At 65.5% G+C, this 22648-nt stretch carries 22 protein-coding genes; 13 read left to right on the plus strand and 9 right to left on the minus strand.

What is annotated here, in order from left to right; genetic code table 11:
• Nucleotides 1-127 precede the first annotated feature (127 nt).
• From FVD38_RS22985 to FVD38_RS23000, 4 genes are read right to left on the minus strand one after another with little or no spacing between them, the layout of a single operon-like run.
• Nucleotides 128-928: a TatD family hydrolase gene (locus tag FVD38_RS22985; RefSeq protein ID WP_147936937.1), complete on the minus strand. Its 801-nt coding sequence runs from the start codon at nucleotides 926-928 to the stop codon at nucleotides 128-130.
• A gap of 3 nt (nucleotides 929-931) precedes the next feature.
• Entirely contained in the window at nucleotides 932-1633 is a 702-nt protein-coding gene (lolD, locus tag FVD38_RS22990) for a lipoprotein-releasing ABC transporter ATP-binding protein LolD (RefSeq protein WP_123071159.1), read from the minus strand.
• Nucleotides 1626-2891 carry a lipoprotein-releasing ABC transporter permease subunit gene (locus FVD38_RS22995; protein ID WP_147936938.1) on the minus strand — a complete coding sequence of 422 codons (1266 nt, stop codon included), beginning with the start codon at nucleotides 2889-2891 and terminating at the stop codon, nucleotides 1626-1628. Before FVD38_RS22995 ends, lolD begins: the two co-directional genes overlap by 8 nt.
• A 48-nt stretch (nucleotides 2892-2939) precedes the next feature.
• On the minus strand, nucleotides 2940-4223 hold the full coding sequence (locus FVD38_RS23000; protein WP_147936939.1) for a lipoprotein-releasing ABC transporter permease subunit: 1284 nt from the start codon (nucleotides 4221-4223) through the stop codon (nucleotides 2940-2942).
• A 159-nt stretch (nucleotides 4224-4382) separates the two neighbouring features.
• Between FVD38_RS23000 and FVD38_RS23005 the strand changes: the two genes are divergently transcribed.
• Both FVD38_RS23005 and recJ read left to right on the plus strand, forming a co-directional pair.
• On the plus strand, nucleotides 4383-5399 hold the full coding sequence (locus FVD38_RS23005; protein ID WP_147936940.1) for a hypothetical protein: 1017 nt from the start codon (nucleotides 4383-4385) through the stop codon (nucleotides 5397-5399).
• Entirely contained in the window at nucleotides 5396-7099 is a 1704-nt protein-coding gene (recJ, locus tag FVD38_RS23010) for a single-stranded-DNA-specific exonuclease RecJ (RefSeq protein ID WP_147936941.1), read from the plus strand. Before FVD38_RS23005 ends, recJ begins: the two co-directional genes overlap by 4 nt.
• Here recJ and FVD38_RS23015 read toward each other — a convergent pair.
• Nucleotides 7096-7863 (minus strand): YdcF family protein, encoded by a 768-nt coding sequence (locus FVD38_RS23015; RefSeq protein WP_147936942.1) that lies wholly within the window; start codon nucleotides 7861-7863, stop codon nucleotides 7096-7098. The genes recJ and FVD38_RS23015 overlap by 4 nt on opposite strands.
• Before the next feature lie 142 nt (nucleotides 7864-8005).
• Between FVD38_RS23015 and FVD38_RS23020 the strand changes: the two genes are divergently transcribed.
• Nucleotides 8006-9115 carry a metallophosphoesterase gene (locus tag FVD38_RS23020; protein WP_147936943.1) on the plus strand — a complete coding sequence of 370 codons (1110 nt, stop codon included), beginning with the start codon at nucleotides 8006-8008 and terminating at the stop codon, nucleotides 9113-9115.
• A 3-nt stretch (nucleotides 9116-9118) separates the two neighbouring features.
• Here FVD38_RS23020 and FVD38_RS23025 read toward each other — a convergent pair whose 3' ends face one another.
• Nucleotides 9119-10207, minus strand: a complete 1089-nt coding sequence (locus FVD38_RS23025; protein ID WP_147936944.1) for an MBL fold metallo-hydrolase — start codon at nucleotides 10205-10207, stop codon at nucleotides 9119-9121.
• A gap of 338 nt (nucleotides 10208-10545) precedes the next feature.
• On the opposite strand from FVD38_RS23025, the gene FVD38_RS23030 reads away from it, so the two are divergent.
• From FVD38_RS23030 to FVD38_RS23040, 3 genes are read left to right on the plus strand one after another with little or no spacing between them, the layout of a single operon-like run.
• Nucleotides 10546-11709 carry a sialidase family protein gene (locus FVD38_RS23030; protein WP_147936945.1) on the plus strand — a complete coding sequence of 388 codons (1164 nt, stop codon included), beginning with the start codon at nucleotides 10546-10548 and terminating at the stop codon, nucleotides 11707-11709.
• Nucleotides 11709-12416 (plus strand): hypothetical protein, encoded by a 708-nt coding sequence (locus tag FVD38_RS23035; protein ID WP_147936946.1) that lies wholly within the window; start codon nucleotides 11709-11711, stop codon nucleotides 12414-12416. The genes FVD38_RS23030 and FVD38_RS23035 overlap by 1 nt, the downstream gene beginning before the upstream one ends.
• Before the next feature lie 4 nt (nucleotides 12417-12420).
• Complete coding sequence (locus FVD38_RS23040; RefSeq protein ID WP_147936947.1) at nucleotides 12421-13242, plus strand: hypothetical protein; 822 nt, start codon at nucleotides 12421-12423, stop codon at nucleotides 13240-13242.
• An 85-nt stretch (nucleotides 13243-13327) separates the two neighbouring features.
• Here FVD38_RS23040 and FVD38_RS23045 read toward each other — a convergent pair whose 3' ends face one another.
• Nucleotides 13328-14221, minus strand: coding sequence for a LysR family transcriptional regulator (locus tag FVD38_RS23045; RefSeq protein WP_187271682.1), 894 nt, complete (start codon nucleotides 14219-14221; stop codon nucleotides 13328-13330).
• 92 nt (nucleotides 14222-14313) lie between these two features.
• Between FVD38_RS23045 and FVD38_RS23050 the strand changes: the two genes are divergently transcribed.
• The gene (locus tag FVD38_RS23050) at nucleotides 14314-14745 is read left to right on the plus strand and encodes a PACE efflux transporter (RefSeq protein ID WP_147936949.1); all 432 of its coding nucleotides are present in this window, start codon (nucleotides 14314-14316) and stop codon (nucleotides 14743-14745) included.
• A 7-nt stretch (nucleotides 14746-14752) separates the two neighbouring features.
• On the opposite strand, the gene FVD38_RS23055 is transcribed toward FVD38_RS23050, so the two are convergent.
• Nucleotides 14753-15166, minus strand: a complete 414-nt coding sequence (locus FVD38_RS23055) for a YybH family protein (RefSeq protein WP_229493928.1) — start codon at nucleotides 15164-15166, stop codon at nucleotides 14753-14755.
• Nucleotides 15167-15331: 165 nt separating this feature from the next.
• Here FVD38_RS23055 and FVD38_RS23060 point away from each other — a divergent pair, with 165 nt between their 5' ends.
• Genes FVD38_RS23060 through FVD38_RS23070 form a run of 3 tightly spaced genes read left to right on the plus strand, consistent with a single transcriptional unit; the run spans nucleotide 15332 to nucleotide 16791 of the window.
• Nucleotides 15332-15769: an antitoxin Xre/MbcA/ParS toxin-binding domain-containing protein gene (locus tag FVD38_RS23060; RefSeq protein WP_147936951.1), complete on the plus strand. Its 438-nt coding sequence runs from the start codon at nucleotides 15332-15334 to the stop codon at nucleotides 15767-15769.
• A 3-nt stretch (nucleotides 15770-15772) separates the two neighbouring features.
• Nucleotides 15773-16459, plus strand: coding sequence for an RES domain-containing protein (locus FVD38_RS23065; protein ID WP_147936952.1), 687 nt, complete (start codon nucleotides 15773-15775; stop codon nucleotides 16457-16459).
• Between the two features lie 11 nt (nucleotides 16460-16470).
• Nucleotides 16471-16791: a DUF2288 domain-containing protein gene (locus tag FVD38_RS23070; protein WP_123071143.1), complete on the plus strand. Its 321-nt coding sequence runs from the start codon at nucleotides 16471-16473 to the stop codon at nucleotides 16789-16791.
• 142 nt (nucleotides 16792-16933) lie between these two features.
• Here the strand turns inward: FVD38_RS23070 and FVD38_RS23075 are convergent, their stop codons facing one another.
• On the minus strand, nucleotides 16934-18946 hold the full coding sequence (locus FVD38_RS23075; RefSeq protein WP_147936953.1) for a bifunctional 2',3'-cyclic-nucleotide 2'-phosphodiesterase/3'-nucleotidase: 2013 nt from the start codon (nucleotides 18944-18946) through the stop codon (nucleotides 16934-16936).
• 135 nt (nucleotides 18947-19081) lie between these two features.
• Between FVD38_RS23075 and prfB the strand changes: the two genes are divergently transcribed.
• The 3 genes from prfB (at nucleotide 19082) to lysS (ending at nucleotide 22431) form a co-directional block, all read left to right on the plus strand.
• A protein-coding gene (gene prfB, locus FVD38_RS23080; RefSeq protein ID WP_147936954.1) for a peptide chain release factor 2 occupies nucleotides 19082-20186 on the plus strand; the annotation gives its coding sequence in 2 pieces (ribosomal slippage) (nucleotides 19082-19162 and nucleotides 19164-20186; 1104 coding nt in all).
• Between the two features lie 14 nt (nucleotides 20187-20200).
• Complete coding sequence (locus FVD38_RS23085; protein ID WP_147936955.1) at nucleotides 20201-20866, plus strand: HAD family hydrolase; 666 nt, start codon at nucleotides 20201-20203, stop codon at nucleotides 20864-20866.
• Between the two features lie 26 nt (nucleotides 20867-20892).
• Nucleotides 20893-22431 (plus strand): lysine--tRNA ligase, encoded by a 1539-nt coding sequence (lysS, locus tag FVD38_RS23090; RefSeq protein WP_147936956.1) that lies wholly within the window; start codon nucleotides 20893-20895, stop codon nucleotides 22429-22431.
• Nucleotides 22432-22648: the final 217 nt, after the last annotated feature.

The following is a 22648-nucleotide window of genomic DNA, read 5'->3' on the forward strand; positions in this document are numbered from 1 at the left end:
CGGTGATCGCTGAAGTCAGCGCAACTCGTCGAAACAGAATCTTGGCACGGCGGTATCAATTACGGTTTGCTCGCGCTCACAATTGACGAGTGAACTACGGCGAAAAACGATACTCGTGGCTTTCGTGTCAAGGACACAGCGCCGCCAGGCGGGGAATCGCTGCCAGCGAGGCGCGGTAAGCGGCTTCGCGCACCTCGTCCACCCCGATCCCGCGCAACTCGGCCAGGGTGGCGCCGATGCCGGGGAGTTGATCGGGACTATTGCGTCCCGGATGAATCCAGCTCGGCGCGATGTCGGGCGAGTCGGTTTCGAGAACGATGGACTCCAGGGGCAGCTCGGCCGCCAGGCGCCGGATCTGCAGCGCACGCGTGAAGGTCATATTGCCGCCGAATCCCAGATGGAATCCGAGCTCAATGAAATTCTGCGCCTGCTGGAAACTGCCGTTGAATGCATGGGCAATCCCCCCTGGCGGGCGAATCTGGCGCAGGTGCTTGAGCACCTGGTCTTGCGAGCGCCGCACATGCGTCAATACCGGCAGGCCGAAGTCGCGCGCGATGCGCAGCTGTTCGCGGAAGAACCGTTCCTGCTTGTCGCGCATGGCGGGGTCAAGCAGCTCCGGGATGAAGAAATCCAGGCCGATTTCTCCAATGCCCACGAAGCGCGGGTCGCTCATCGCCTGCTCCACGCGGGTGCGCATATAGACCAGGTCTTCGTCCTGCGCCTGCGGCACGCAAATCGGGTGTATGCCGAGCGCATAGCAGGCATTCGGGCTGCCGTGCGCCAGGCCGGCGACGGCATCGAAATTGCCCCGTTCGACCGCCACGATCACGATCATCGACACCCCCGCCTCGCGCGCCTTCAGCGCCACGCCGGCACCGTCGCCGCCGTACTCGCGCGCATCGAGGTGGACGTGGGTATCGATCCACATCGCTCAGCCTTCCGCCGGCTGCAGGCCGTGCTCGGTCATGCGCAGCACGCGGTCGCAGCGGCGCGCCAGTTCCATGTCGTGGGTGACGATGACGAAGGCGGTGCCGAGGGTGCGCGACAGTTCCAGCATCAGGTCGAAGATGATTTGCGCCGTGGTGTGATCGAGGTTGCCGGTTGGTTCGTCGGCCAGCACGCATGCCGGCTGGGTGACCAGCGCGCGCGCCAGCGCCACCCGCTGGCGCTCGCCGCCCGACAGTTCGCCGGGGCGGTGCACCACGCGCTTGCCCAGGCCCACCCGTTCCAGGATCGCCTGCGCACGCTCCATCGCGACCGCGCGCGGTTCGCGCCGGATCAAGAGCGGCATCATGACGTTGTCGAGCGCCGTGAATTCGGGCAGCAGGTGGTGGAACTGGTAGACGAAGCCCAGCGCCGTGTTGCGTAACTCGCCGCGGCGCGCCTCGGACAGGTTGGCAAAATCCTCGCCGTGCAGGGTCACCGAGCCGCTGCTCGGCGTATCCAGGCCGCCCAGCAGGTGCAGCAGGGTCGATTTGCCGGAGCCCGAGGCGCCGACGATGGCGACCCGCTCGCCGCGGTGGACGGCGAAATCGATGCCGTCGATCACGCGCACATTGGCGTCGCCCTGCTTGAAGGTTTTGCCAAGGCCGCGGCAGGCGAGCACCGGCGCGCCGTTGAATGCATCACTCATAACGCAGCGCCTCCGCCGGTTTCACGCGCGAAGCGGCCCAGCTTGGATAAACGGTGGCGGCAAACGCCAGCAGCACCGAGATGACGCCGATGATGGCGACGTCCGGCCCGTGCAGGTCGGACGGCACGGTACTGATCAAATATATATCTTTGGACAAGAACTCCACTCCCAGCAAACGTTCGATGAACGGAACGATGACATCGATGTTCATGCTCACCATCACCCCCATGCCGACGCCGGCCAGCGTCCCGAGCACGCCGATCACCCCGCCCTGCACCATGAAAATCTTCATGATCGATTGCGGCGAGGATCCCAGCGTGCGCAGGATCGCGATATCGGCCTGCTTCTCGGTCACCGTCATCACCAGGCTCGAGACCAGGTTGAAGGCGGCCACCGCGATGATCAGGGTGAGGATAATGAACATCATCTTTTTTTCGGTCTGTACGGCAGCGTACCAGTTGGCGTTGAGCTTGGGCCAGTCGCGCACCGTCAAGTCTCCCGTCATCTGGCCCTTCAATTGCTCGGCCACTTCAGGCGCCTCGCGCATATTGGCGATGCGCAGGCGCAGGCCCGACGGTGCCGGCAAGCGCTCAAGGCGCTGGGCGTCTTCCACGTGGATGAAGGACAGCGCCGCATCGAAATCGAAGTGGCCGGCCTCGAAGATGCCGGCGACGGTGAAGCTGCGCGTGCGCGGCACCATGCCGGCCGGCGTGACCTGGCCCTGGGCCAGCACCATCGTGACCTTGTCGCCCAGGCCGACGCCGAGCGCACGCGCCAGCGCATAGCCCAGCACGATATTGAACTGGCCCGGCTTGAGGGCATCAAAACTGCCGGCCCGCACCTGGCGCGCCACGGTCGATACATTGTCTTCCTCGCCCGGCAGCACGCCGCGCACGATCGACGGGCGCATCACGCCGTCGCGCACCAGCAGGCCCTGGGTCTCGACGAAAGGCGCGGCGCCCAGCACGTTCGGATTGCGCAGCGCTTCTTTTGCGGACGCGCGCCAGTCCGGCATGCTGCCCGAATCGTCGAATACCTCAATATGCGCCAGCACCGACAGCATGCGGTCGGTGACCTGCTTTTGGAAGCCGTTCATCACCGACAGCACGATGATCAGGGCCGCGACGCCGAGGGCGATGCCGGCCACCGAGATCAGCGAAATGAAGGAGATGAAGCTGCTGCGCCCGCTGCGCTTGCCGGCGCGCGTATAGCGCAGGCCGACCTGCCACTCATATGGCAGTTTGTGGATGATGCTCATGCGTTCCTGAATCGAAAATGTGAACCGGAGTGTGCCATCGCGCCGCGCTCATTCATACCGCAGCGCCTCGGCCGGCTTGACGCGCGACGCCGCCCAGCTTGGGTAGATCGTGGCCAGGAAGGACAGCACCACGGCCATGCCGCCGATCCAGCCGACGTCGTTCCAACGCAGCTCGGACGGCATCTCGCTGATCAGGTAGACCTCTTGAGACAGGAAGTGCACGCCGAGCAGGCGCTCGATGCCAGGGACGATCACGTCGACGTTCAGCGCGACCAGCACGCCAAAGGCCACGCCGAGCAGGCCGCCCAGCATGCCCACCAGCGTGCCCTGCACGATGAAGATCTTCATGATGCCGCGCGGAGATGCGCCGAGGGTGCGCAGGATGGCGATGTCGGCCTGCTTGTCCTTGACCGTCATGACCAGGGTCGAGACCAGGTTGAAGGCGGCCACCGCCACGATCATGGTCAGGATAATGAACATCATGTTCTTTTGCGACTGCACGGCGGCGAACCACACGGTGTTCACGCGGGTCCAGTCGCGCATGATCAGGTCGCCCGCCATCGACTGCTGCAGCTCATAGGCCACGCGCGGTGCCTGCTGCAAGTCGGCCAGGCGCAGGCGCAGGCCGAGCGGCGCCGAGGCCCCGGTCGCGGTTTCGGCGTCAAGGATATTCACCAGCGCCAGCGTGGAATCGAATTCGAAGTGGCCGGCCTCGAAGATGCCCGAGACGGTCAGCGCGCGCGAGCGCGGCAAAGGATTCTCGCCGGGCGAAGCGGCGCCGCCCAGGATGCCGCTGCTGGCCACCAACAGCGACACGCGATCGCCCACTCCGACCCCGAGCGACTTGGCGAGCGCGCGGCCCAGCACGACGTTATAGGAACCTGGACGCAGCGAATCGAAGCTGCCCTCCTTCATCTGCTGGACGATGTCGGACACCTTGGCTTCTTCGGTCGGCTCGACCCCGCGCAGCAGGGCCGGCTTCATGACGCCATCGACCAGCAGCATCGACTGCGCATCGAGGAAAGGCGCGGCGGCGCGCACCTCGGGATGGCGCAGCGCATCGGCGCTGGTGGCGCGCCAGTCCGGCAGCGCGCCGCGCGCATCGAAGATCTCGACGTGGGCCAGCATCGACAGCATGCGGTTGGTGACTTCCTTCTGGAAGCCGTTCATCACGGACAGCACCACGATCAGGGCGGCGACGCCGAGTGCGATGCCGGCCACCGAGGCCATCGAGATGAAGGAAATAAAACTGTTGCGGCCGCTGCGCTTGCCGGCGCGGGTATAGCGCAGGCCGATCTGCCATTCATACGGAAGTTTATGGGTGATGCTCATACAATCCTGTCGGTTCTTGTTCTTTTGGCTGCGCCAACCCGGCAGTTTGCCAGACAAACCACTTTTGTGGCGCGGATTAGCAAAAAACCATGTGCAAACGCCGTCCGGCAAGCCAAGATCAAACCCGCCAGCCGGCCGATTTTGGCCTAAAATAGCGGGATGGCTCATATTACGCTTGTCCTGCCGTTCGCCCTCCCGCTCCCCGAATTCGCCCCCGACCTGATCCGCGCCCTGCAGGCGCCGGCCTTGGCCGCGCTGCTGTCGCGCACGTCGAGCGCGCGGCGCGCCCCCAAGGCCGACTCCGCCCACGCGCTGCCGCATGAAACCTGGCTGGCGCGCGCGCTCGGCCTGGCCGACGATGGCCGCACCCCGTTCGCCGTCGCCGCAATGCACGGTCTCAATCTCGATCCCGGCGCCGGCCGCTGGCATCTCGTCACGCCGGCCCATATCCAGATCGCGCGCAGCCACCTGATGATGGCCGATACGCGCCAGGTGAGCCTGGACGACGCCGATGGCCGCGCGCTGTTCGACGCCGCGAGACAGCTGTGCGAAGAAATCGGCCACGAACTGCGCTATGGCGACGCCCACACCTGGTTCCTGCGCGCCGACGACTGGACCGGTTTCGACACGGCCAGCCCGGACACGGTCGCCAATATGGACCTGACCGACTTCATGCCCAAGGGCGTCGGGGCGCAAGCCTACCGGCGCCTGCAGAACGAGGTACAGATGGCCTGGCACGCGCACCCCGTGAACGCCGCGCGCGAGGCGCGCCGGCTGCCTGTGGTAAACGCTTTTTGGCTGTGGGGCGCCAGCGTGCAGGCGCAGCAGCCTGTGACCAAAATAGCGAGCTACGCCGTCCCCGGCTGGCTGGCCGCCCTCGGCCAGCAGCGCCTGCCTTCGCTCGAGCGCCTGGACGACGTCCTGGCGCAGGGTGGCCTGCTAGTCGCCGGCAACCTGGGCGAGGCCGCGCTGGCCGCCGACTGGCACGGCTGGCTGCAGGGCATGCAGCACCTCGAAGAAAAACTGTTCGTGCCGCTGCTGGCTGCCCTCAAGAAGGGCCGCGTGCGCGAGCTGCGCCTTGTCCTGAGCAGCCGCGAAGGCCTGGCCGACTACACGACGACCGCGATGGCGCAACGCAAATTCTGGCGCCGCCCGACACTGGATTCACTGACTTGACCCAACAGACCCGCATCTCCACCCGCCCCTGCCCGTTCCGCATCTCTGAACTGCTGCGCCAGGATGGCGTCCACCCGGTGCTGGCGCGCATCTATGCCGCGCGCGGCCTGGAGCACGTGCGCGAGCTCTCGAGCGAGCTGACGGCGCTGTCGCCGCCCTCGGGCCTGAAGCACATCGACACCGCCGCCGTGTTCCTGGCCGACGCCATCGGGGCTGGCAAGCGCATGACAATCGTCGCCGACTACGACTGCGACGGCGCCACCGCCTGCGCGGTCGCCCTGCGCGGCCTGCGCGCGATGGGCGCCGAGGTCGACTACTTCGTACCCAACCGGGTCGTGCACGGCTACGGCCTCACGCCCGGCATCGTCGAGATTACGGCGCGCGAAAAGAACCCCGACATCATCGTCACGGTCGACAACGGCATCGCCAGCATGGAGGGCGTGCTCGAGGCCAACCGGCTCGGCATCGAAGTCGTCGTCACCGACCACCACCTGCCGGGCGACACCCTGCCGCCGGCGCGCGTGATCGTCAACCCGAACCAGCCCGAATGCGGCTTCCCGAGCAAGAACCTGGCCGGCGTTGGCGTCGTGTTCTATGTGCTGCTGGCGCTGCGCGCCGAGATGCGCCGGCGCGGCGTGTTCGACGCCCAGACCCAGCCCAAGCTGGACAGCCTGCTCGACCTGGTAGCGCTGGGCACCGTGGCCGACGTGGTCAAGCTCGACGCCAACAACCGCATCCTGGTTGCGCAAGGCCTCAAGCGCATGCGCGCGGGCCGCATGCATGCGGGCGTGGCCGCCCTGTTCCGCGTGGCCGGCCGCGAAGCGCGCTGCGCCTCGCCGTTCGACCTGGGCTTTGCCGTCGGCCCGCGCCTGAACGCCGCCGGCCGGCTGGAAGACATGGCGCTCGGCATCGAGTGCCTGACCACCGACGACGAAGGCCGCGCCTGGGCCATCGCCCAGCAGCTCAACGAGATCAACCTCAAGCGGCGCGAGATCGAGGCCGAGATGCAGGACACCGCCCTGCTGCACCTCGACAGCTTCGAGCCGACCAGCGCCAGCACCATCGCCGTGTTCGACGAAGGCTGGCACCAGGGCGTGATCGGCATCGTCGCCTCGCGCCTGAAAGAAAAATTCTACCGGCCGACGATCACCTTCGCCCCTGCCGGCGACGGCTGGATCAAGGGCTCGGGCCGCTCGATCCCGGGCTTTCACTTGCGCGACGCGCTCGACCTGGTGTCCAAGCGCGTGCCTGGTTTGATCGACAAGTTCGGCGGCCACGCGATGGCGGCCGGCCTGTCGATCCGCCACGACGCCTTCGAGCATTTTTGCCAGGCCTTCGAGGCGGTCGGCCAGGCCTGGCTGACCGAGGCCCAGCTCGAGCGCATCGTCGAGACCGACGGGCCGCTGGAGGATGAGTTTTATTCGACCCAGTTCATCGAACTGATGGATGGCCAGGTATGGGGCCAGGGCTTTGCGCCGCCGGTGTTCTGCGACGAGTTCCGTGTGGTCAGCCAGCGCGTCCTGAAGGAACGCCATCTCAAGCTGCTGCTGGAGAAGAACGGCCGCCGCTACGATGCGATCTGGTTCGGGCACCCCGACAGCCTGCCCGAGCGCGCGCGGGTGGCGTTCAGGCTCGATGCGAATGAATACAATGGCGTGACCAAGGTGCAGCTGCTGGTGGAGCATGCGGAAGCCGCCTAGGACGTAGCTCCTGATTTCAGGCGATACCAGGCAAGCCCGATCAGCTCGTACGAGGCATACCACGAACGGCGCATCCCCTCGGCACTCGGCACCCAGGCAGCCAGGCCGCGCGCCTGCTCGCCGAAGAACATGGTCGGCGCGTCCGTCACCTGCAGGCCGGTGCGCTGGAACACGGTACGCGCACGTTCCATGTGCATCGCATCGGTCACCAGCAGCACCCGCTCGACCTTCTCCGAGCCAAGCAGCGCGGCGCTGAAGGCGGCATTCTCGGCCGTATTGCGCGAACGTCTCTCGACCCAGCGCACCGGCACCCCGAAATCCTCGCGCAGCGCGCTGGCCATTGCATCGGCAAGGATCGTGGCGCCTGGACGTGGCGCGCCGCCGCTGACCAGAATGGGCAGTCCGGTGCGCCGATGCAGGTGGGCCGCGTAGCGCAGGCGCGCCAGCGCGAGATGGTCGGGGATGTCGAGGTCGCCATATTCCGGCGCCGCTCGCACGCGACCAGCCGCCAGCACCACGATCGCCTGCGCGCCGGCGCTTCCGGTATCGCGCAGTGGCGTGGCCATCGCTTCCAGCGGCGCGACCAGGAAGCGCGCGCCGGCATTGCTCGACAAGAAGACCAGCAGCACCAGAGAGAAGCCAGCAACGATGCTGCCGGCACGCCGCCAGCGGCGGCGCAGCAACAGGCCAATTGCGATCAACAAGAGCGGGCTGGCGGGAGGAAGGATCAGGTTGCGCGCGATTGCATTGAACAGTTCTGTCACTGAAGGATGTTGGATGACTGGGATGACGCAGTATAACCCCGCATGAATTTCAGGATAATTCCCGGCGACATGTAGAGTGCATACCCGCTATGATTGGCCGGTTCTGGACTACCCTCGCCGGCCTCGATCGGTATAAGTACGCATGTTTTCACTCATCCTCAATGGCATCGGCACGCTGATGCATTTCTACGTGGCGCACCGCCTGTATGCGCTGGCACCGATTCGCACGCGAGTCAAAGCACGCTGGTGGTGGCTGGGCGCGGTCGTGGTCTGGGCCGTCTACCTGCTCGGCGTGCGCCTGGGCGACGCCGCCCTCGACTGGCGCTGGTGGCCGGGCCAGTTCGCCATGACCTGGCTCGGCATCCTGTTCGTGATGACGCAATACCTGCTGCTGGCCGACCTGGTGACCGCCTTCGGACTATGGCTGCGCAAGTGGGCGCGCAAGATCCTGGCAGCCGGCGCCATCGCCGGCATGTCGGTGAGTGCCTTCGCCATCTTCCAGGCGGTGCGGGCGCCGGCGATCGTGGAATATGAACTGCCGCTGGCCGGCCTGCCCCAGGCGCTGGACGGCATGACCCTGGTCGCGATCAGCGACACCCACCTGGGCGCCCAGCGCCGCGCCGCCTGGCTCGGCAAGCGGGTCGACCAGATCAATGCACTGGAACCGGCCGCGGTGGTGATGCTGGGCGACCAGGTCGAGGATGAGCCGATCAACGACGACCAGCTGGCGCCGGTGTTGCGCCGCCTGCGCGCGCCGCTGGGCGTGTGGGCGGTAACGGGCAACCACGAATACTACGGCGACGCCGGCGGCACGATCGCGGAATTTTCCGCCGGCGGCGTGAAATGGCTGCGCGACGAGCGGGTCGAGATCGCGCCTGGCCTGCACCTGGCGGGCCTGGACGACATCGGCCGCGCCATGCACGGCGGCGATATCTACGCCGGGCTGGAACGGACGATCCCCAACCGCGCGCAGGGCGCCACGATCCTGCTCGCGCACATCCCGGCGCCCGGCCTCGTCGAGCGCGCGGCGCGGGAAGGCGTGAGCCTGATGCTGTCCGGACATACCCACGGCGGCCAGATCTGGCCGTTCAACTACCTGGTCAAGCGCGAATTCCCGCACCTGGTCGGGGCGCACCGTGATGGCGAGATGCAGCTGGTGATCAGCCGCGGCGCCGGCGGCTGGGGGCCGCGCATGCGGCTGTGGCAGCCGGGCGAGATCCTCAAGCTGACCCTGCGCGCGCCACAAACGTGATCGCTATCGGGGAGCCGGCGCGCGATACGTCTCCCCGATCTTCATCACGAAGAATTCATCATCGGCCACGCCCTGCACCTTGCGCGCGGTGGCCAGGTCGATCGCGGCCTGGTCCAGCCGCTCCTGCCCCATCGGATACGTCCCCCAGTGCATGCCGACGCTGCGCTTGACCCGCAGTTCGCGGTGGATACGCAGCGCTTCATCGGGACTCACGTGCGAATTGCGGTACCAGACCGGCTGGTAGGCGCCGATGCCGATCGCGGCCAGGTCAAAGCCGTCGAAGCGCGCCGCGATGTCCTGGATGTCTTCCGAGTATCCCAGGTCGCCCGAGAAGAAGAAGGAATGCCCCGGCCGCGTCACCGCGAAGCCGCCCCACAGGGTCTCGTTGCGGTCCCACAGCGAGCGCGCCGACCAGTGGTGCACCGGCAGCAGGTGCAGTTCGAGGCCCTGGTAGACGGTCTTGTCCCACCAGTCCAGCTTGACGATGCGCGAGCGGTCGCCGCCAGTCACGTTCTTTTCGAGCCAGAGGTCCACGCCGAGCGGCGCCACCAGCAGCGGCGGGCCGCCGGCCTGGCGGTACAACTGGCGCAGCGAGTCGCGCGACAGGTGGTCGTAATGCGAGTGGCTGATCAGGACGACGTCGATGCGCGGCAGGTCGGCGATCGCCACGCCCGGCGGCTGGTGCCGCTTCGGGCCAGCGAAGGACAGCGGCGAGGCGCGTTCGTCGAATACCGGATCGAACAGCAGGTTGACGCCGGTCCCGGTCTGGAACAGAAAGGTCGCATGGCCGATCCAGGTCAGCGCCGGAATATCGCGGTTGGCGTGGATGAAGGTCAGATCGGGCGCCACGGTCGGAATCGGCGCGCTCGGGGCGCGCGCGGATTCGTCCTCGGTCCAGTTCCTGATGCGCGCCGCCCAACCCTCGAAGAAACCGAGTTTCGGCCGCTGGTAGGCGGGATTGTTCGGATAGTTGTTGGCAAAGCCTTCGGGCCGGTGGTGCGGCTTGCTAGAGTCGAAATAAGGATTTTGGTTCGCACATCCAGACCCAAGCAAGACAAGGATCATGATGAGTAGTACGGGTAAAGTACGCATGCAGCAAAGCCCTGGCTGTCGAAAACGCAAGTGTACGCGGAGTTGCGGACCGAGTTGCGGGCTTGTTATCGGGAAATTGCCGATAACTTGGCAAGCTTGCCATGATCTGCCCCCTGATGGCGGCCTCGGGGGCGTAATGACGCCCCATTCGGCATCAATTTCGGCCCGATATCGCCTCTGCCTGATGTGTTTTGCGTGGCTTTCCGGTACGATAGCGCCTTTGCTGGCAGGCCATTTGGCGCCAGCAATCCCGCAGCGACATCATCGCTTCCGGGACGTTCACTGTCAGAGCCCGCCGGTGCAGGTCGCAACTGCTGGGTTCCCTCTACTGGAAGCGAATGGAGAATCCCCAGATCCCTCAGCCGCGCCCCCGCAATCTCGTCTTGCTCGGCTGTGTGCTCCTCCTGCTGCTCATGCTCGGCGCCGAGGGCCTGCGCTGGAGCCGCAGCGCCCACGCTGCCGCCCAGCCGAGTCTGGCCGGCGCCATGCGCGGCGGCCCGGTCACGCTCACCGAACTGTCGAGCACCCACATTCCGGCGCCGCACGGCATGCCGTCGGCCCACGCCAGCTCGATGACGCCGCTGCCGGGCAACCGCATGCTCGCCTTCTGGTGGGCCGGCAGCCGCGAGAGCGGCCCCGACGTCAAGGTGTACGCCTCGACCTGGGCCAATGGCGCCTGGAGCGCGCCGTGGATGGTCGCCAGCCGTGAGTCGCTCGGCGCCGCGCTCGGATTCGGCGTGCGCCGCATCGGCAATCCCGTCGCCTGGACCGACCGCGACGGCAAGATCCACCTGTACGTCGTGGCAACCGGCCTGGGCGGCTGGGCGGCGTCGCGCATCGCCCACATCGTCTCGACCGACCAGGGCGCCAGCTTCCGGGTCCGCCGTGTGCTGCCGACCTCGCCGCTATTCAATACCAGTGCGCTGGTGCGCACCTCTCCGCTGGCGCTCAGCGACGGCGGCTGGTGGCTGCCCGTCTATTTTGAGATCGGCAATAAATACCCGATGCTGATGGCGTTCGACGCCCAGGGCAACCCGACCTCGCTGGCGCGCATCGGCCAGAGCACCTCGACCCTGCAACCGGCCATCGTGGCGGTGTCGAAGACCGAGGTGCGCGCGCTGCTGCGCGACGACAGCGAGGCGCGCCGCATGCAGCACGCGGCCAGCACGGACGGTGGCGCCAGCTGGCACGATCTGCCGGCGCTCGACCTGCCCAACCACAATACCTCGATGGCAGCCATCCGCCTGTCCAGCGGCCAGTTCCTGATGCTGCACAACCACGCCGCCGACGATGCATCGGCGAGGAGCGTGCTGCGCCTGTCGATTTCCGACGATATGCGCACCTGGCGCACGGTGGCCGACATCGCCAAGGGCAAGGCCGGCGACGAATTCTCGTATCCGACGCTACAGCAGGTCGGCGACGAACTGCACGTGACCTATACCTGGCAGCGCCAGGCGATCGCCCACCACCGCTATCGCATCGACGCCGGAGGAACGATTTGATGAACCTGCCGGATCTCTCGCTACAAATCCTTTACGGCCGCCTGGGCTGGGCGATCGTCCTGGCCACCCTGCTGTGCGCGCTGTGGCGCCGGTCGGCGCCGATGTCGCGCGTGGCGCTGGCCGCCGTGCTGGCGCTCACGCTGGCGGCGATGGCCCTGCCGGGCGAACTGTCCCCGGCCTGGTGGCTGGGCCTGGCTTTCCAGTACCCGAGCGCTCTGCTGGTCGGCTGCTGCCTGCTGCGCCTGGCCGAGCGCTGGAACGGCATCCGCCGCAGCCAGGTCATGCCGCAGGCGCTGGCCGGCGTACTGGTCGTCAGCGGCGCCCTGCTGTATCTGGATGCCGTCGGTTTCCTGGCGCGCGGCTTTTATTTTGCCGGCTTCGGCCAGGCCGCCGCGCCGCTGGTCGGCATCGCCGCCGCCATCGTCTGCGTGTTCGCCATCGTGCGCGGCCATGCGCGCTGGCCGGCGGCGAGCCTGCTGGGCGCGCTCGCCCTCTTTGCGCTGTTGCGCCTGCCCACCGGCAACCTGTGGGATGCCCTGATCGACCCGCTGCTGTGGGCCTGGGCCGTCGCCGCCCTGCTCGCCGCCGCCCTGCGCCGCACCGGACGCCGCGTTTCCGATCGTCTGGCGGAACCCGAATCCGATCCGGTCCCGGCACCTGCCCTGCAGCCGCTGGCGACCGAACATTTTTCGTCTTTGAAGGAGTAATTTAGTGGTAGATAACAAATGGTATAAGCATCCGGTGATCGTCTCGGCCACCATCATCAACACGTTCTGCCTGCTGCTGGCCCTGATCTGGGCAAACAATCCCCATGAACTGGCGCGCCTGCTGGTGGAGGACGGCATCGTCGAATGGATGCAGTTCCTGGCATTCTCGCTCACGTCCGGCCTGCTCGGCTACGTCGCGATCGACCGTTACAAGACCGAGGGCTTCAATCTCGGCGTGCTGGTGCTGGCGGGCCTGACCGGCCTGGTGGCCCTGGCCGCGCTGGAAGAGATCAGCTGGTTCCAGCGTATCCTGCAGATCCAGTCGCCAGAATGGTTCCTGCAAAATAACCGCCAGGCCGAGACCAATCTGCACAACCTGGGCTTTGGCGAAGAGAGCCTGCACAAGGCGGTGCTGCTGAAGATCATCGTCATCACCGGTCTGATCCACAACCTGTTCCTGCCGCTGCTGGCGCGCAAGCGTCCGGCGATCCGCGACTTCGTCGAGCGCTTCGGCCTGTACCTGCCGCCGCTGGCCGCCTCGGTGCCTTACCTGATCCTGGTGATCCTGTCGCACCTGCTGGTCGACCATCCACGCAAAGGCGAACTGGGCGAGACTTTCGGCGCGGTGCACTATATGGCCACCGTGTTCGGCGCCTATTTCGTCGGCGTTGCCTACAACAAGAAGCCGCTGTTCGAAGGCATCAACGCGCGCCGCGTGTCGGTGCTGTTCACGCTGCTGATGTTCTACCTCCTGATGACCGGCTGGATGCTCAGCGCCGGCGCCGGCGCCGATGCAGCGCTGCTCAGCGGTATCGGCAAGGACTAAGCCACTCCCGGCACGCGCCCGCGTGCCGATGCAGTTCCCCGGGTCGGCGCTTCATCGCGCTGACCCGCGCAGCCTCAGTAGTCGATCAGCCGCCGCCCTGGCGGTATTCGCTGAACACCTCTCCCATGAAATCCACCACCGCCCGGATGCGCGCGCTCGTGCGCAGGCCGCTGTGCATTGACAGCCAGATATCCTGGTCTAGTTCAGGGATATGGGGGATTGCTGCGACCAGGTTTTGCTGGTCGGTGGCCAGGAAAGTCGCGAGCACGCCGAGGCCGGCGCCATGCGCGACGCCATCCAGGATCCCGAGCCCATAACTGCAGCGCATCCACGGTGCCGGCTCGCCAGGCAGAGCGCGCAGCCAGCGGTCCGACTGGAACTCGGCGCGCGGCTCGTCGAAACCGACGAATGGCAGGCTGGCCCAGTCGCGCCGCGCCAGCGCGTCCGCATGGCGCGCCGCCACCTCGCGGCTGCAATACAGGCCGAAAGACAAAGTACCGAGGCGGCGTGTGACCAGGTCGAGCTGTTCGGGCCGAAACGGCCGGATCGCGATGTCCGCTTCGCGCTGCGCCAGGCTGTAAGGCCGGTGCGAGGTCACGATTTCGACCTCGACGTTGGGGTAGTGGTCGTGGAAACGCGCGAAGCGGGTCGTCAGGAAGTACGACAGCCACTCATCGGTATTGATGCGCACGATGCCCGAGGCCGCATGCGCATCCTGCCGATCGCGGGTGCGCTCGATTTCCAGCGCAATCTCGCCCATCTGACCGGCCCAGGCGATGATGTCGGCCCCAAAGGCGGTCGGCACGCAGCCCCCCTGGAACCGCTCGACCACCTTTTGCCCAAGCGCTCCTTCGAGGTCGTCGAGGCGGCGCGACAGCGTCGCCGGGCTCAGTCCCGCCTTGCGCGCCGCACTGCGCAAGGCGCCTTCCTGCACGATCAGCAGAAGCAGGCGCAAGTCATCCCAGTTGGTGTGTTTCATATTTGAAGCATGATGCCTCGATTTTACCGCTGTGCATATATTTATCGTGTGTGCCATGATGCGGCCCCACGTCAGCTCAGAGGATGTTTTATATGCGCACTTTCCGCGACCGCGTTCGACACGCGCTCCTGTTCGAGGCCGTCGCCCTTGCCATTTTCATTCCGGGATCGGCCGCCGTGTTCGACCAGCCGGTCGACCACATGGGCGTGATCGGCATCGCCTCCGCCACCATCGCCACCGTCTGGAACTTCGTGTTCAATATGGGATTCGATAGGGCCATGCTGCGCCTGCGCGGCAGCGTCGACAAGACGATGGCGATCCGGGTCGCGCATACTTTCCTGTTCGAGGCGGGCCTGGTCGCGATGCTGATCCCGCTGATCGCCTGGTACCTGGGGATCGGGCTGTGGGCGGCCTTGCTGATGGACCTGGCCATCGTGACGTTCTACCTGGTGTATGGATTCCTGTTCAACCTGGCTTACGACCGGGTGTTTCCCGTCACGGCCGCGACGCCGCATGGCGCATGATGTCGGGTCACTGCGGCTGGCTCCTGCAGTCGCACCCGCGATCGAACACGACCGCCCAGCGCCCCGGCGCTTCGAGCCGCCAGACTGAATTGAAGGTGCCGACTCGGCGCCCGGACGCATCGCGGATCGGACCGGTACTGTAGGCCAGCGTACCCGATTCGACCACCTCCACCTGTTCCGGCTCCCAGGAAAACGGCGCCTGCTGGCCGTCATAGTAACGGCGCCAGGCTTTCATCACTGCGTCCTTGCCGCGCTGGGCATCCGCGCCCGTCATGAATACGGCTTCGCTCGACAGGTAGCGCCCGAAGCCCTCGAAGTCGCGCGCTGCCATGGTGGCGGCGAAGGCGCGCTCGTGCGCCAGTACCTGGCTGCGCAAGTCGTCGTGCGACACCCGCGCGCGGCCGGCGGCTATGGCGGCCACGAGACACACGACGATCAATGATAGCGAGCTGAGGCGCATTCGGTGAGTGCAAAAAACTTTGCTGTTTGGCAATCGCGCGATTCTGTCACGCAGCGGCCGGCTTGACAACCGCTCCTTGCATGCCATACTCAATCGGAGTATAAATACTCCTGAATCGGAGGAATCATGAATCTGGCCTACGCCTATCCCAAGAGCCGCTTCGAGCCGGCGACCCTGGTTGACCTCAATTCGCGCGCCGAGCGCGAGCGCTTGTCGCAATCGGCGCTGAAGGGCTTCTTCCGGCTGGCCGGCGCCTGGAACCTGCGCGACGAAGATGCGCGCGAACTGCTCGGCGGCCTGTCGTCCTCGGCCTTCTACGACTGGAAGAAGAACCCTGACCGGCTCCTCGAGGTCGACCGCATCACCCGCGTCTCCTACCTGCTCGGCATCTATAAAAGCCTGCACATCCTGTATGGCGACAAGCTGGCCGACGAATGGGTGCAGCTGCCCAATTCCAACCCTATTTTCGCCGGCCGCACGCCGCTCGCCTTCATGCTCGGCGGCGGCCTGCTCGCGATGCAGAGCGTGCGCCGCCTGCTCGACGCCCGCCGCGGCGGCCTGTGATCGATGGGTAATCTGCGGCCACGGCTGACGCCCCTGCGCCAAAACGACACCTGTCGCCTGATCCCCTCACGCTTCGCCGACATGGAAGACTCGGTGCTGGCGCCGCTGGCCGAGGGCGACGACGTGCTGCGCGACCTGTTCGACCTCGATAACGCCACCAACGACCGCCTGCGCGGCGAGTCCGGGCTGTTGCCGGGCATCGGCGTGGACGAGCTGGTGTTCGGCGTGCCGAACTTCCGCATCATCAATGCCGCCTTTACCTATGCACGGCCCGAGGGCAGCCGCTTCAACGACGGCGACCGTGGCGCCTGGTATTGCGGCTTCGACGCCGCGACCTCGCTGGCCGAGGTCATCTTCCACAAGACGGTGGAATACGCCGAGATCGACCGCTTCGACGACAGCGTCACCTACCAGTGCCTGCTGGCCGATTTCAGCGCCAGCTTCCATGACGTGCGCGGCGTCGCCGCCTACGAAGACTGTCTCGACCCGGCCAGCTACGTCGCCTCGCAGGCACTGGCGAGCGAGCTGCTCGACGGCGGATCGATGGGCGTCATCTATCCCAGCGTGCGGCATCCGGGCGGCACCTGCCTGGCCTGCTTTCGGCCCGCGCTGGTCGGCAATGTACGCAAGGCGCAGACCTATCGGTTAACATGGGCGGGTTCGCCGCATCCTGCGGTCGAGATTCTTTGAACAGATTCACGATGAAAACCAAACCCGAGAACGACACCGAGCTGCACGACAAGATCAACCGCGAAACCGGCCGCGTCAAATGGAGCGAGCTGGAACGCCACTTCGCCAGCGGCTCGGTGATCTGGGTCAGCGAAGCGCTGGACCTGATCGACGTCGCCCTGCGCGTGGCCCACGACGACCGCGAGAGCGTCGCGCGCTGGATGAACGAGGGCAGCGTGGCCAAGGTCAGCGATGCGCAGGCGCAGGGCTGGCTGGAAGCGGACGAGGTCTTGTGGGCGTCGGTGGTGAGCCCGTTCGTGCTGGTGCAGGCGGAGAAAAAGCAGCTGCATTGAACGAAGCAGCTGCATCAAATACGTCGTCCCCGCGAAGGCGGGGACCCAAGTCATCGGCGTAGTGGCTGCGTTTGAAGCAGTCGGTAAGCTGGAAAACTTGGGTCCCCGCCTCCGCGGGGACGACGGATCATAGGGTAACGATTTACTTCGACAGGTCCACCGCATACAGCGCGGTGCCCTTGCCGCTACCATCGTCGGCCTTCAGCTGGCTGACATTATCGATCCCCGCCTCTTGCGCCAGCCCGACCAGGTCCGGCGCCGAGTGGAATACCACCGGTCCGGCGGTCTTGACTTGCGCGAAGCGCCAGCTGCGCGCCGCGCCCTGGGCCTTGCGGCTCAGCTCTTTCGCGCTGCGGATGTAGTCGATCAGGATGTCGCGGTTATTGTCGGGCGACGCCAGCACCACGTTGCTGCCGTCCAGGCCCGGGAAGTCGCCGCCGCCGCTGGCGCGATAGTTATTGGTCGCCACCAGGAATTCCTGCTTGCCCTCGACCGGCTTGCCCTGGTAGGACAGCTTGCGGATGCGGTCACCCGGTGCGCGCGTCACGTCGATCTCGTAGCTCACGTCGGGCGAGGTGATGGTGTCGAAGTTGAAGCTCGGGAAACGGGCATTGACCAGCTCCTGCGCTTCGGTCTTCGCAGGATCGATCGTGTTGAAGAGCCCCGCCGCTGTTTCCAGCCATGCCTTCAGGCCCGCGCCGTCGACCTTCACCGCATACAGCGAATTCGGGAACAGGTACAGGTCGGCCGCGTTGTTCAAGGCCAGGTCGCCGGCCGGCACGTCGGTGTAATCGGCCACGGTCGGGAAGCCGGCCTTGAATGGCGCCGTCACCGACAGCACCGGCAGCTTCGCGTACTGCGGCAGATTGGCCTGGACGTACTTGCTGACGTACTCGGCCTGCGCGCGGTTGACCACTTCCAGCGCCGATGGATCGCCGACGTCGGCGAAATACGTCGTCATACGGAAAGCCGAACGGCCGACCGGCGTCTTGACGTAGGCGATGGTCGCCTCGTGCTCGGCGCGCACCAGCGCCGTCACTTCGGCATCCGGCTCGACGAAGGTCTTCGGCGCGGTCTGGGTCGAACGCGCTTCGACCACGGTCTTGTCCTTCTCGACCGTCCAGCGCTTGCCGTCCGACTTCAGGTGCAGCTGGACCACGCCCAGGTGCTTGCCCCACTGGCTCGGCATCACGGCCGGCACGCCATGCACCAGGCCGCGCACCTTGTCCACGCCCGGTAGGTTGAACTGCGGCACGCTGCTGTCCTTGTTCGGGAACAGCTGGTGCGAATGACCCATCAGCACCACGTCGACGCCCGGCACCTTGGCCAGGTGCCAGTTGGTGTGTTCCATCTTCGGCGAATAGGCAGCGTCGTCGAGGCCCGAATGGCCCAGCACCACCACCAGCTCGGCGCCCATCTTGCGCATCTCGGGGATGTAGCGCACGGCGCTGGCCTTGACGTCGACCGGCTTGACGCGACCCTCGAGCCAGCGCTTGTCCCAAGCCATGATCTCGGGTGGCGTGAAGCCGATGATGCCCACCTTGACAGTGCTCTCGACCCGTTTGCCGTCCTTGCCGGTGGCGACGATCTTCTTGTCGATGATCTTGTAGGGCGCGAACAGCGGCTGGTTGGTCTGCAGGCTGTGGATATTGGCCAGCACGATCGGGAAGTCCGGTCCGGCGCACGGCTTGGCCTGCGGCGCGACGTCCTTGACTTTCAAGCTGCTGCCGGTGATCTGGTTCAGGAAAGGCAGGCCGTAGTTGAACTCGTGGTTGCCCAAGGTCGCGCCCTCATAGCCGAGCGCATTCATGATTTTATAAATGCCCAGCACCTGCTCGCAGCTCGGCGGTTTCACCAGCGCCTGGTAGTCGGCGAAGGCCGTGCCCTGGATCGTGTCGCCATTGTCGAGCAGCAGCGTGTTGGCGAATTCCTTGCGCGCCTGGCGGATGAGCGTGGCAGTGCGGTCGAAGCCGATCGACGCGTCCGGCGCCAGCTTGTAGTAGTCGTAGCCGACCACGTTCGAATGCAGGTCGGACGTCTCGAGCACGGCCAGCACGGCGGTCGAACCGCTCGGGGCCTGGGCGGCGTGGACGGGAAGGATGAGCAGCAGCGGCGCGAAGGCGATGCTGATTTGATAACGCAAAAGGCGGTTCATGGGGAATCCGGGAAACGAGACGGGGCCGATGATACGGCAGCGGCTACCGGCGTGGCAATCCATACGGCGTCGTCAGCGCAGTGGTCGGGTATAATCCCCGGTTCGATTCAACCAACTAATGAGACTGCCGAGACCATGGAAGCCGAACGCATCAACGCCATTTCCGCCCTGCTGAACGACCTGACCGGTCGTGAGGCCGAACTTCGGAGGTATCTTTGACTTCGATAAGAAGTCGGAGAAACTAGAACAGGTCAATCAGGAGATGGAAGACCCTTCCATCTGGAACGACCAGAAGAAAGCCCAGGAAATGGGCAAAGAGAAGAAGGCGCTGGAAGGCGTCGTGCACGTGCTCGAGAAGGCCAAGGCCGACCTGGCCGACGCGCGCGACCTGTTCGACATGGCGCGCGAGGAAGGCGACGACGACACCATCGAAGCGGTGTCCGCCGACCTCGACGCCGTCCAGAAGATCATCGAGGCGATGGAATTCCGCCGCATGTTCAGCAATCCGATGGACCATGCCAGCTGCTTCATCGACATCCAGGCCGGCGCCGGCGGCACCGAAGCCCAGGACTGGGCCTCGATGCTGTTGCGTCAATACCTGCGCTACTGCGAACGCAAGGGCTTCAAGGCCGAGATCCTCGAACAGTCCGAGGGCGAGGTCGCGGGCATCAAGACCGCCACCATCAAGGTCGACGGCGAGTATGCCTATGGCCACCTGCGCACCGAGACCGGCGTACACCGCCTGGTGCGCAAGTCGCCGTTCGACTCGGCCAACGGCCGCCATACCTCGTTCACCTCGCTGTTCGTGTATCCGGAAGTGGATGACTCGATCGAGATCGAGATCAACCCGGCCGACGTGCGCATCGACACCTACCGCGCCTCGGGCGCCGGCGGTCAGCACATCAACAAGACCGATTCTGCGGTGCGCCTGACACACGGCCCATCGGGTATCGTCGTCCAGTGCCAGAACGACCGCTCGCAGCACCGCAACAAGGCCGAGGCCTGGGACATGCTACGTGCGAAGCTGTACGAGCTCGAACTGCGTAACCGCATGAGCGAGCAGCAGAAACTGGAAGACTCCAAGACCGACGTCGGCTGGGGCCACCAGATCCGCTCCTACGTGCTCGACCAGTCGCGCATCAAGGACTTGCGCACCGGCTTCGAAACGGGCAATACCAAGAACGTGCTCGACGGCGATCTGGACGATTTCATCTCCGCATCCCTCAAACAGAACGTTTAACAAGGTAGAACCCGATGACGACACCCGCCCGCGCGCTGATTTTCGACATGGATGGCACCATCGTCGACAATATGGACTTCCACACCCAGGCGTGGATCACCTTCTTCGCGCGGCGCGGGAAAGTCATCGAGCCCGATGCCTTCTTCCGCGACACGGCCGGCCGCCAGGGCAAGGAAATCCTGCGTCACTACATGGGTGAGGAACTCACCGATGACGAACTGGCGACCTTGAACCACGAGAAGGAAGTGCTGTACCGCGAGCTGTATGCCCCGCACCGCAGCACCCTGCCCGGCTTCGACGCCTTTATCGAGGCGGGCGCCGCCCGTGGCTGGAAACTGGCGGTGGCCACTTCGGCCTCGCCAGGCAGCGCCAGCTTCATCCTCGACGAAATGGACCTGCACCGGCGCTTCGACGCGGTGGTGGTCGGCACGGTCGACGTCCCGCGCGGCAAGCCGCATCCGGACGTCTTCCTGAAGGCGGCCGACCGTTGCGAGACGATGCCGGCCCAGTGCATCGTGTTCGAGGACGCGCCGCTGGGCGTGGAAGCGGCGCGCCGCGCCGGCATGCGTGCGGTGGTGCTCACCACCACCCTGCCGGCCGAGGCCTTCGCCGATTTCGACAACGTCATCGCCATCGTCAACGATTTCACGCAGCTGGACGTTGAGACCCTGCTGGCCTGAATCCACCAAGACTAGAATCACACAATATGACCACCGAAAACCAAGAACAGGCCCCGCTGCAGGCCGCTGACGAAAACAAGATCATGGCCGAGCGCCGCGCCAAGCTGGGTGCGATCCGCGAGAAAGGCGTCGCCTTCCCGAACGACTTCGTCCCGCAGCACAAGGCCGCGGACCTGGTCGAAACCTATAGCGGCAAGACCCGCGAAGAGCTGGAAGCCGAACCGGTCGCCGTGGTGCTGGCCGGCCGCATGATGCTGCGCCGCGAAGCGGGCAAGAAAGCCGCCTTCGCCACCCTGCAGGACAGTTCCGGCCCAGCGGCATCGGGCCGCATCCAGGTCTACATCGCCCTCGACAACGCTGGCATCGATGCCATGGACGCGCTGCGCAGCTACGACCTGGGCGACATCCTGGGCGTCGAAGGCACGCTGTTCAAGACCAAGACCGACGAACTGACCGTCAAGGTCACCGCGCTGCGCCTGATCACCAAGGCGATCCGTCCGCTGCCGGACAAATTCCACGGCCTGGCCGACCAGGAGACCAAGTACCGCCAGCGCTACGTCGACCTGATCATGAACGAAGAGACGCGCCGCACCTTCAAGGCGCGTACCGCCGCGATGTCGTCGATGCGCCGCTTCATGGAAAAGCACGGCTTCATGGAAGTCGAGACCCCGATGCTGCACCCGATCCCGGGCGGCGCCGCGGCCAAGCCGTTCGTCACCCACCACAATGCGCTGGACATGGAAATGTTCCTGCGCATCGCGCCCGAGCTGTACCTGAAGCGCCTGGTGGTGGGCGGCTTCGACCGCGTGTTCGAAGTCAACCGCAACTTCCGCAACGAAGGCGTGTCGGTCCGTCATAACCCGGAATTCACGATGATGGAATTCTATGCGGCCTACACCGACTACAAATGGATCATGAACTTCACCGAAGAGGTGATCCGCCAGGCCGCGATCGACGCCCAGGGCAGCGCCGTGCTGACCTACGGCGGCCGCGAGCTGGACCTGTCGAAGCCGTTCCAGCGCCTGACCATCGTCGAAGCAATCGACAAGTACGCGCCGGGCTATACGCCGGAGCAGCTGAACGACGCCGAGTTCATCAAGACTGAACTCAAGACCAAGTTCGGCGTCAAGCCATTCGCCACCGCCGGCCTGGGCGCGCTGCAACTGGCGCTGTTCGAAGAGACCGCCGAAGCGCTGCTGTGGGAGCCGACCTTCATCGTCGACTACCCGGCCGAAGTCTCGCCACTGGCGCGTGCCTCGGACACCCGTGAAGGCGTGACCGAGCGTTTCGAGCTGTTCATGGTGGGCCGCGAGATCGCCAACGGCTTCTCGGAGCTGAACGATCCCGAAGACCAGGCCGCACGCTTCCTGGCCCAAGTGGCCGCCAAGGATGCGGGCGACGACGAGGCGATGTTCTACGACGCCGACTACATCCGCGCGCTGGAATACGGCATGCCGCCGGCCGGCGGCTGCGGCATCGGCATCGACCGCCTGATGATGCTGATCACCGACTCGCCGAATATCCGCGACGTGCTGCTGTTCCCGCACTTGCGCAAGGAAGACTGAGTCTTGAAGTGAGAAGGCCGCCGGAAGGCGGTAATGCCGTTCAGTTAAGACTGAGCGGCATTTTTCTTTTCAGGTGTTGTAAACGCTAGCTGAGGCTGTTAACCTGCGTCACCATGTTTGATGACGCGCTCCATTTTCTTGTACAAGCCCAGGAAGCCCCGGACTGGGCGCGTCTGGGGCAGCACTTGCCCTATGAGTGGATTGAGCAGGCGGTTGC

It is taken from the genome of Massilia arenae (genome assembly GCF_008014745.1).
GTDB lineage: Bacteria > Pseudomonadota > Gammaproteobacteria > Burkholderiales > Burkholderiaceae_D > Telluria > Telluria arenae.